The sequence below is a fragment of the Coprococcus intestinihominis genome (assembly GCF_040096555.1).
In the GTDB taxonomy this organism is placed as follows: Bacteria; Bacillota; Clostridia; order Lachnospirales; family Lachnospiraceae; genus Coprococcus_A; species Coprococcus_A intestinihominis.
Map to the genome: position 1 here is coordinate 1 of NZ_JBBMEK010000114.1, position 9,707 is coordinate 9,707.

Annotated in this window: 6 protein-coding genes and 1 pseudogene; 5 read left to right on the forward strand and 2 right to left on the reverse strand. The window is 41.5% G+C overall.

What is annotated here, in order from left to right; translation table 11 throughout:
• From WMO25_RS09895 to WMO25_RS09915, 5 genes and pseudogenes are all read left to right on the forward strand, one after another.
• Positions 1-650, forward strand: a pseudogene (locus WMO25_RS09895) (hypothetical protein); the annotation flags it as partial.
• Between the two features lie 71 nt (positions 651-721).
• Positions 722-2,413: an AAA family ATPase gene (locus WMO25_RS09900; protein ID WP_117500907.1), complete on the forward strand. Its 1,692-nt coding sequence runs from the start codon at positions 722-724 to the stop codon at positions 2,411-2,413.
• 190 nt (positions 2,414-2,603) lie between these two features.
• Positions 2,604-7,700 carry a SpaA isopeptide-forming pilin-related protein gene (locus WMO25_RS09905; RefSeq protein ID WP_349085162.1) on the forward strand — a complete coding sequence of 1,699 codons (5,097 nt, stop codon included), beginning with the start codon at positions 2,604-2,606 and terminating at the stop codon, positions 7,698-7,700.
• A gap of 91 nt (positions 7,701-7,791) precedes the next feature.
• Positions 7,792-8,478, forward strand: coding sequence for a class B sortase (gene srtB / locus WMO25_RS09910; protein ID WP_349085163.1), 687 nt, complete (start codon positions 7,792-7,794; stop codon positions 8,476-8,478).
• 316 nt (positions 8,479-8,794) lie between these two features.
• The gene (locus tag WMO25_RS09915; RefSeq protein ID WP_055303582.1) at positions 8,795-9,085 is read left to right on the forward strand and encodes a hypothetical protein; all 291 of its coding nucleotides are present in this window, start codon (positions 8,795-8,797) and stop codon (positions 9,083-9,085) included.
• On the opposite strand, the gene WMO25_RS09920 is transcribed toward WMO25_RS09915, so the two are convergent.
• Positions 9,051-9,344, reverse strand: a complete 294-nt coding sequence (locus WMO25_RS09920) for a hypothetical protein (protein WP_349085164.1) — start codon at positions 9,342-9,344, stop codon at positions 9,051-9,053. The two genes, WMO25_RS09915 and WMO25_RS09920, sit on opposite strands and share 35 nt — an antisense overlap.
• A gap of 33 nt (positions 9,345-9,377) precedes the next feature.
• The coding region (locus tag WMO25_RS09925; RefSeq protein WP_349085165.1) for an ImmA/IrrE family metallo-endopeptidase at positions 9,378-9,707 on the reverse strand (330 nt) is incomplete at its 5' end.

A 9,707-nucleotide genomic window follows, 5' to 3' on the forward strand; every position in this document is an offset into this window, starting at 1 on the left:
AGGGCGTGCCCGGTTTTTTCATGAATTATCATGGTGACTGGGAAATTGCCTTTTATCAGAAGAATAACGGCTATCTCTGTCCGGTGTGGAGTGATGAGGGACTGCTCATTGCGTTCCAGATCCGTTTGGATGTACCTTATCAGAAACGGAAATATGTATGGCTCAGCAGTGCGAAGATGGAAAAGGGATGTTCTCCTGGAAGTCCGGTAAGTTTTTCCGGTGTCCTGAACAGTCCGGTGATTTACGTGACGGAAGGTGTTTTGAAAGCAGAAGCAGCTTACCAGAGAACCGGACATCCTTATCTCGGAAATCCGGGTGTGTCCGCTTATAAAGAATTGGAACTGGCGCTGAACCGGTTAAAAGCTCATGGAGTAAAAGTAGTCATTGAAGCAAATGATATGGACAAATGTATACGTCTTCATTGTGATCGCGCTTACAGCGAAGCCTGTGCAGACTGTGAGGGCAGCAGTCATGAATGTCCGAAGAAGAGAGAAAAACGGGATCATATCCGGAAAGGATGTCTGAAACTCTATGAGATTTGTGAAAAACTGGGTTTGATCTGTAAGCGTGCGGTTTGGGATACAGATGACGAAGGTTACTGGGAGGAGAATTACAAAGGCATTGACGACTGGGAATTACGGGAATTATGAAAAAAGTTAGGTATAGGTTTTTGGGCGTATCTTTGTTATAATATAACTAATAGAGAAGGAGTGTGAATGATATGGTTAAAGAAAAAAAACGCCTTCCGGTGGGATTGGAAAATTTTGAGCAGATTATTAACGATAACTATTATTATGTGGATAAGACGGGGCTGATTTCAGAACTGATCCGTAACGGTGGAATGGTGAATCTTTTTACCAGACCAAGACGCTTTGGGAAAACCTTAAATATGAGTATGTTGGAACACTTTTTTTCCATAGAGAGAGACCAAAGTATCTTTGAGGGATTGGAAATTTCAAAAGATACAAAATTGTGTAAAGAGTATATGGGGAAATATCCGGTTATTTCCATTTCCCTGAAAGGAATCAATGCCGCCACTTATGAGGATGCATTTGATTTTGCAGTTCGAATCATGAAAAAAGTAGCCCGTAATGTTCAGTTTCTTTTGGGGAGTGATGCCTTAAGTGATTATGACAAGTTAGAATATAAGGAACTTTTGAATAATAATATGAGTGAGGCTGCATTTTGCGGTGGATTGAAAATATTATCGGAATTATTGGAGAAACATTATGGAACAAAAGTAGTTCTTTTGATTGATGAGTATGATGTTCCATTAGCAAAAGCATTTGAAAACGGGTATTATGATCAGATGATCTTTTTAATCCGTAGTTTATTGGAACAGGCATTGAAAACGAATGACAGCTTGAAATTTGCAGTGATGACAGGATGCATGCGTATTTCAAAAGAAAGTATCTTTACGGGGCTTAATAACCTGAAAGTATTGTCCATTACAGATGAACGGTATGATGAATATTTCGGTTTTACAGATACGGAAGTAAGAGAAATGCTGAAGTATTATGAAATCGAGGATCATTATGAAGAAGTAAAGAACTGGTATGACGGGTATCAGTTTGGCAGCGTGGAAGTGTACTGCCCCTGGGATGTATTGAATTACTGTGATAAATTAAAAGACCATGCGGATTCTTTTCCGGAAAATTATTGGATCAACACCAGCAGTAATGATGCCGTCAAGAAATTCATTCAAATGTCCGGTAATTTTAAAACCAAGCGTGAGATTGAAACTCTGCTTGCCGGAGAGGAAATCATAAAAGAGATTCATCAGGAGCTTGTCTATCCGGAAATGTATCAGTCGTTAGAGAACGTCTGGAGCCTGTTGTTTATGACGGGATATTTAACACAGCGTGGAAGGGTTGATGCAAAACGGTATAAACTTGCGATACCGAATCTGGAAATCCGGGATATTTTTGAAACACAGATCATGGAATACTTTAAAGAGAGCGTTGCAAAGGACGGCGATACATTAAGCCGATTCTGTGATGCCCTGAAAAACGGTGAGGAAACGAAGGTAGGAGACATTTTTGAAAGCTACCTGAAAAAGACCATCAGTATCCGGGATACGTTTGTGAGAAAAGCAAGCAAGGAGAACTTTTATCATGGGATACTGCTTGGAATCCTGGGCGTGAAGGAAGAATGGTACGTATCGTCCAATCAGGAAAGTGGCGAAGGATACAGCGATATTCTCGTTGAAACTGAAAACAGTGAAACGGTTATTCTTATCGAAGTTAAGTATGCCAATGACGGAAATCTTGATCAGGCTTGTGAACAGGCACTACAGCAGATAGAGGAAAAGAAATATGATGAAGAACTCCGGGAGAACGGAGTGGATAAAATTTTAAAATATGGGATTGCGTGTTATATGAAACGATGCAAAGTAAAACTGGCAGATTCATGATACGTCCCAAAACAATCAGGTGATAAAAAAGCGGAACTGTAAGAGTGCAGTTCCGTTTTTTTATGGCCTGATTTATGAGCCAGAGGAAAGGAGATGAAGCATATGCACATACGGGAACGCCCTACATAAGATTCGGGGAAATAAGAATACACAATCACACTCAAAAACCAACAGGAAAGGAGCGTTGCAATTGAAACATAGAAAACACAGATGGCTGGCGGGAACGCTGGCTTTTCTTTTATCCTGTTCTGCACTTATTCCGTCTGGGAATGCTGTATTTGCGGCATCAAAAGGCAGAATAGCAGAATCAGAGACAAATGTAACAAAGGAGGAAAAAGGCGATGAGGGAGAGGAACAGATCACCGCCGAAACCCTGACGATTGAGCAGGGAGAAACATTTGAAATCGAAAAAGATTTTACAGGTCTTTCTTTGAAAAAGGGCGAAAAGGCTGTATTGAAAGATGTTGTCAGTGAAGACGGACAAGGATTTTTTGCGGACCGTCCGGGCACTTACCTGAGTACCTATCTGATTACACCGGAAAAAGGTGATAGTTATGAAGTGACACGTAAGATCGTAGTTAAGCCTCGTGAGGCTGAGAGCAAAGGGGCAGATCATGGACAGAAAGGGAACAAAGAGGATACGGAGGAAAGTGATCCTGAGCCGGAACCCGTCCTGACAGAGGTGCCGGAGGTACCGGAAAACACAGAGCATTTGAAACTGGATGTATCTCCGGATAATGCTGCTTTTTTATCAGTTGTGCCGGAAAGCATGGCAAAAAACAGGTCGATCAACGCCAATCTGGTAGTGGGGGAAAGACTTCCGTATCCATCTAGTTTGGGGAATTATTCTACAACCTATTTTACGGTAAATGGGCATGTAGCATATTGTCTGGAATCGGCAAAGACTTCACCGCCATCCAGTGATTATGTCGCAAACATATTTGAAAGCAATCTGGCTTTACAGAAAGTCCTCTATTATGGATATGGAGGACCGGGAGATATTACAGACAGTTATATGCCGGGGTTTGACTGGAAACTGAAATATATTTTCACACACATTGCGGCATCCTATGCATATTGCGGAACAGACGGTTTTTATGGCTGTACATTTGAAAACATCCAGTCGTCAGGATTATGGGATTACATCCAGTATTTAAATGGTTTGGAGGCACCTCCAAAAGCTGCAATCGATCTTTCTCCGACTTCGGCTGCCGCATATGAAAGCAATGGGGAGCAGCGTACAAAAGAATTTCACTTAAAAGGCGATCACAGAAACTATATTGCGCTGAATCTGCCGGAGAATGTGACTTATCATAGCGGTGATACCACGAAAACAGGCAGTGTGAAAATTTCCGGCGGTACAAAGTTCTATTTCAGTGCCCCGATGACAGTAACCGGAACTTGGAATTCAGGTTCCCTAGCAGGACAGATGGGAACACAGTGGAAAACCTTAGTTGTTTCTACGGGAGGAACCACGCAGGATATTGGCTATGGCACATTCTTTGAAGAGGAAAGTGATTCTGTCAGCTTTCAGGTAAAATGGATGGATTATGCAAAAGTCAAGGTCATGAAAAAGGATAATGTGACCAACACAGCCCTTGCCGGTGCGGTCTTTGGAATTTACAGTGACAAAGAGTGTACCAAACTGATTACCAAGATGCCGGCAACCAATGAAAAAGGGGAAACACAGGTAGAGATCCCGAAGACACAGGATACGGTATATTTAAAAGAGATTTCCGTTCCCCAGGGATATAAGCTGAATACTTCATCTTTCAATGTGAAACTGGAGGCAGGGAAAACCCAGAGCCAAACGGTGACAAATGAGGAGCAGAAAGGAAAAATCACAATCCGAAAGAGCGGTGAGGTGCTTTCTTCCGTATCCGGAAAAGAAGGGCATCTTACGTTCCAGTATCAGTCTGCACCGTTTGGAGAGGCAAGTTATTTTATCTACGCAGCAGAAAACATTGTAAGCCAGGATCAGAAGACACCAATCTATCAGTCTGGCGAGCTGGTGGACAAGCTGACGACAAAGGCAGACGGAAGCATCACAAGTAAGGAGCTGCACTTAGGAAAGTATAAGATTGTGGAACAGAAAGCTCCGGCAGATCTTACCATTGGAAAGACTGAGGCAGATCGTACACAATTTGTCACCCTTTCTTATGCCGGACAGACGGTAGAACTGGTGCAGGAGGAAGCTGCTTATGTGAATGCCAGACCGGGAGTAAAGGTGCAGGCAGTGAAACAGTCTGAAAATGACAAGGTGACTTTAGAGGGCGCTGTATTTGGACTGTATGCAGGGGAAGACATTGCCAATGCAGCCGGAGTCGTTGTTGTGAAGAAAGATACCTTAATCGAGAGCGTTACATCTGATAAAGACGGAGTGGCAGCGTTCCAAGCGGATATTCCGATTAATTTCCGTTACTATCTGAAAGAGATTCAGGCACCGGAATTTTATTATATGAGTACGGACCGTTATGACTTCCTGTTTGAGTATGAGAACGACACAATGTATACTTACGAATTTACACACACATTTTCCAATAAAGAAGTGCGTGGGGAAGTCCATGTCTTCAAGATAGACAAAGATGCGGAAGAATATATCAGCCAGGGAGATGCTAATCTGGATGGCGCTGTATATGGACTGTATGCAGCAGAGGACATCAAACATCCGAATGGGAAGTCGGAAGACGTCCATAAAAAGGATGATTTGGTTGCGCAGGGTGTGATCAAAGATGGAAAAGTTGATTTTACGAATCTGTATCTGGGGAATTATTATGTAAAAGAAATTTCGCCGGGAGAAGGATACCTGCTGGATGAAACAGCATATCAGGTAGAAGTTGGCTATGAAGGACAGGAGGTTGCTATTGTACACCGGAATGTAACGGTAAAAGAAACGGTAAAAAAACAGGCTTTTGAATTAATTAAGATTTCCGAGGATGGAAACCAGACAGAGACGGAGTTGTTGGAAGGAGCCGGATTTAAGGTATTCCTTATTCAGGATTTAAAAGGTGTGAAAGATGGAAGCTTGAAACCATCGGAAGGAAATGCTTTCAAAGCAGAGGATTTTATCGGCTATGACTATTCAGAAGATGAAACGGCACATTATTACGAGAATGGTAAGAAAGTTTCGGTGGAAGAGCTGTTTACGGATAAGAAAGGATTTGTACGTTCTCCAGAACTTCCATATGGAAAATATGTGGTTTTTGAATCTACAACTCCAGAAAATCTCCAGACCATCAATCCATTCCTTGTAACAATTACCGAAGATAGCAGGGAACCGCAGCCATGGCGTATTTTTGATGATAGACCGATCCAGTTTTTCCTTAAGATTATCAAGGAAGATGCACAGACACATCTTCCGGTATTAAATAATCACGCACAATATAAAATCTATGATGTGAAAAAGAAAGAATATGTGACAATGAAGGTGCGCTATCCGGAAGAAAAGGAACTGGATGTATTTGAAACGAATGACGAAGGTTATCTTATGACACCAGAGCAGCTAAAGATGGGAACTTACCGCATAGAAGAAGTAAAAGCTCCTGATTTATATGTACAGCCAGGGTATGAAATGGCGTTGAAAGACGGAGAGAGCGATATTCCATTAAACCAGTTGTCACAGACAGGCGCTTATGAAGATGAAAAACGCGATTTCATTACGATCACTGTGAATTCCGAAACAGCTTATGAAGTAGAGGAAGAAACCGGAAAATATATTGTCGTAGTACGCCAGCAAAACGATGAAGCGGTAGGAAGTCTGACCATCAAGAAAACAGGGGAAGATATTGTGGGTGCTAAGAATGTGGAAGAATCCCTTCTTACAAAAATGAAAAATGGCATCGCAGGCACAATAAATTCTATCAGTGAATTTTTCGGCAAAGAGGAAGTCATAGAAGAAGACAGCGGCTATATGTTCCAATATGAGAAGAAGGGAGCAGAGGGTATAACCTTTGAAGTTTATGCAAAAGAAACGATTTATACACCAGATGGACAGAAAGATGAAGCTGGTAACCGCAAAGTGTTGTATGAAAAAGATGGACTTGTTGCAAAACTTGTGACCGGAAAAGAGGGAACTGTATCACTTCACAATCTGCCGGTTGGTTCCTATTACCTGAAGGAGACGGATGTTGGAAATCATCATTTTGTTCTGGACCCTGGAGCAAAAGAATTTGAAATTAAGTATCAGGGACAGGAAGTAGCGGTAGATTATGTTTCTATGGAACTTGAAAATAAACGCCAGAAAATAGAACTTGCCCTTACCAAACAATCTAAGGAAACGAAAGAACCGGTACAGGGTGCCGTATTTGGGCTGTATGCAGAGGAAGATATTTTAGACCTCACAGGGGAAGTGATTGTAAAGGCAGGAGAATTTCTTGCGAAAGCAGAATCGGCAGAAGATGGAACCCTCCGATTTGACATTGACCTTCCGCATGGAAAATATATGGTGAAAGAGTTGGAAGCAGCACCGGGGTATCTGAAGACAGAAGAAACATGGTCCTTTGACGCAACCTATCAGAATCCGGAGCTGGAGGTGATTTCCCTTGCAAAAGAGATTCAAAATCAGCCGACAGTTGTAGAAATCACAAAAACTGACATCACAGATGAAAAGGAAGTGGAAGGGGCAAAACTTCAAATCCTTGATAAGGACGGGGAAATAGTGGAAGAATGGGTTTCCACAAAAGAACCGCATAAAGTGTATGCGTTAGAACCGGGCGAATACATCCTGCATGAAGAGGCAGCCCCGGAAGGATATCTTGTTGTATCCGATGTTCCTTTCGTTGTCGAAGAAACAGGGGAAATTCAGAAAGTAGAGATGAAAGATGAACGTCCATCCGGTCAGCTCCTGATTCAGAAGACAGATGCGGAAAATAAAGCACCGCTTGCAGGCGTAGAATTTGAGCTCCGCAATAAAGCTACTGGGGAAGTAGTTGGAACACTGGTGACCGGCGAGGATGGAACTGCAAAGAGTGAAGAACTGCCGATTGCAGTTTATGAAGAGGGCAAATATGTAGAACCGATTGTATATGTTCTTGTGGAAACGAAACCGTTAGAAGGCTATGAAGCGAATACAGAAGAGGTGGAAGTGGTATTTGAATATCAGGATGATGAAACCAAAATCATTGAAGTAACAGAAGAGGTTGAAAATACTAGAAAACCAGGAACTCCGCCGCCGGATGCACCGAAGACAGGGGACGATACAAGAGCATGGATTCCGGTTGTAATTATGAGTGTTGCCTTACTCGGAGCTTTCTTTATAGTAATCCGTATCCGAAGACGGAAAAGATAGAATATAATAATTGTAGAATGTAACATGTAATGATGGAGATTGTCACTTGGAATTCGAGATGGCAATCTCTTTTTTTATTGGAGGAAAGAATATGCGACATATTGGAGAAAAAATTATTTTGGTGCTCTGCATTGTGGTTTTTGGAATTGCAGCCATGAACCTTGTGGAAATAGGAAAGGAATATTATGACGGACAGAAAGAGTATGAGGAACTCAAGGAATACACAGAAGAAGAACCGAACGGGCAGCAGGATGATCCGGCAGAAAGTAAAGCAGAAGAGAAGACGATTGATTTTGCGGAGCTTCGCAAAATCAATGAGGATATTGTTGCCTGGATACAGATTCCAGGGATTGGTGTGGATTATCCGGTAGTACAGGGAGACGATAACGAGTATTATCTGCATCATACGTTCCGAAAAGAAGCAAATAAGGCAGGAAGTATCTTTTTAGATTATCGGAATCGTGCAGATTTTACAGAGCAACGTGTGATCATATACGGGCACAATATGAAAGACGGCAGTATGTTCAGTAATCTGAAAAAATATCAGGACAACGCATTTCGGAAAGAATTTGGGATTGCATACCTGTATCTGCCGGAGAAAACTCTGCAGTTGGAAATCGTAGCATGTGAAAGCGTATCCATGAGAGCAGAAGTATATGCTTTGGAATACAATGCGACCTGTGACTGGCCGGAAGAAATCATACTGTCTACCTGTAGTTCCTCTTCGTATACGAGATTGACTTTGAGATGTAGAATAGCAGAAGTAGTACATCATTAAAAAGTCTTTTAGTCAATGTAAAGATTAGGCAATGAAAAATTAGATGAACTGCAAAAAGAGAAAGTTGCCGGTATGGGGAAATCAACCAAGAAGAGAATCGGTATATGAAATAGAGAGATACATGCATGAAAGAAAAGGGGATTGTTGTTACGTCAAAGTAATTATAGGGACGATTCTTTTTTATTTAGGGAGATGTGCTAAGAAACTATTTAAGCAATGACAAAGGCTGATTAATCAACAAGGGTATGCAGATAGAGAGAAGTGTTATGTTACTAGCATAAGAGCTACATCATTTAAGGTAGCAGGAGGCATAACTATGCAAGACTACAACACGATTATCGGCTCCATCCAGATGCGTTTGAATGGATGCCAGACCAGGTCCGTTATGGAACGTTACAAGATTGGCTCAGGTACATTAAATCTGATCATGAGCCGATACCATGCCAACGGAATCCCAGTCGAGGAACTCCGAATGATGGCACCTAAGAAAGTTGTATTAAAGAATTACATGAGAAATGGCTGCCTGCTCATTGGAGAAAAGACAGCCATTCTTTATAAGATACATCATTCATCTATTCTGTTTTTTGCGGTTCGTTTTTGGAAGTGAAATTAATATATTTGGCACGTTGTAAAATTGAAATAACTGCATCAATGCTTTCAGGATTGGAGAAGCTCATGATAAAAGGTTCTTCTTTAAATTCCATGGGTTCGAACCCAGGATTCTGATCTGGATTCTTGAGTATATGGATGGGACGTGCACTCTGATTATAAAATGCCAGTTGTGCGGAATCTGTAGTGTTACCGATGACACCAATGCCTACATCCCCTTTTCCAAAATCTATTCTATGTTTATTTAAGTTGCTCATTTTCCAAAATCTCCTTTTTCAAAAATAGCATATTTAGTAATTTTCTATTATTCCAGAAGTAGGGATATCTTTTAAAAAGTCACTGTTGGAATTAATCGTAGAATCTACAATCTGAACGCCGCTACGTTTCATCATTCGGAATTTGAAATCAAGAAGTTCCGGTGGAACTTTCAGTTCAGCTGCAGCCTGGAAAAAGGACATATCAGCGTTAAGCATCTCCAGGACATCTTCATCCTCCAGAAGATAATCAGTGGCAAAGCAATTCGCTTCATATTCATATTGTGATACTCCATCGAATAATTCAAAATCATGAAAACACTTGATCTGAAGGGTTTTCTGATGAAGGAGTGCGTGACTGATCTC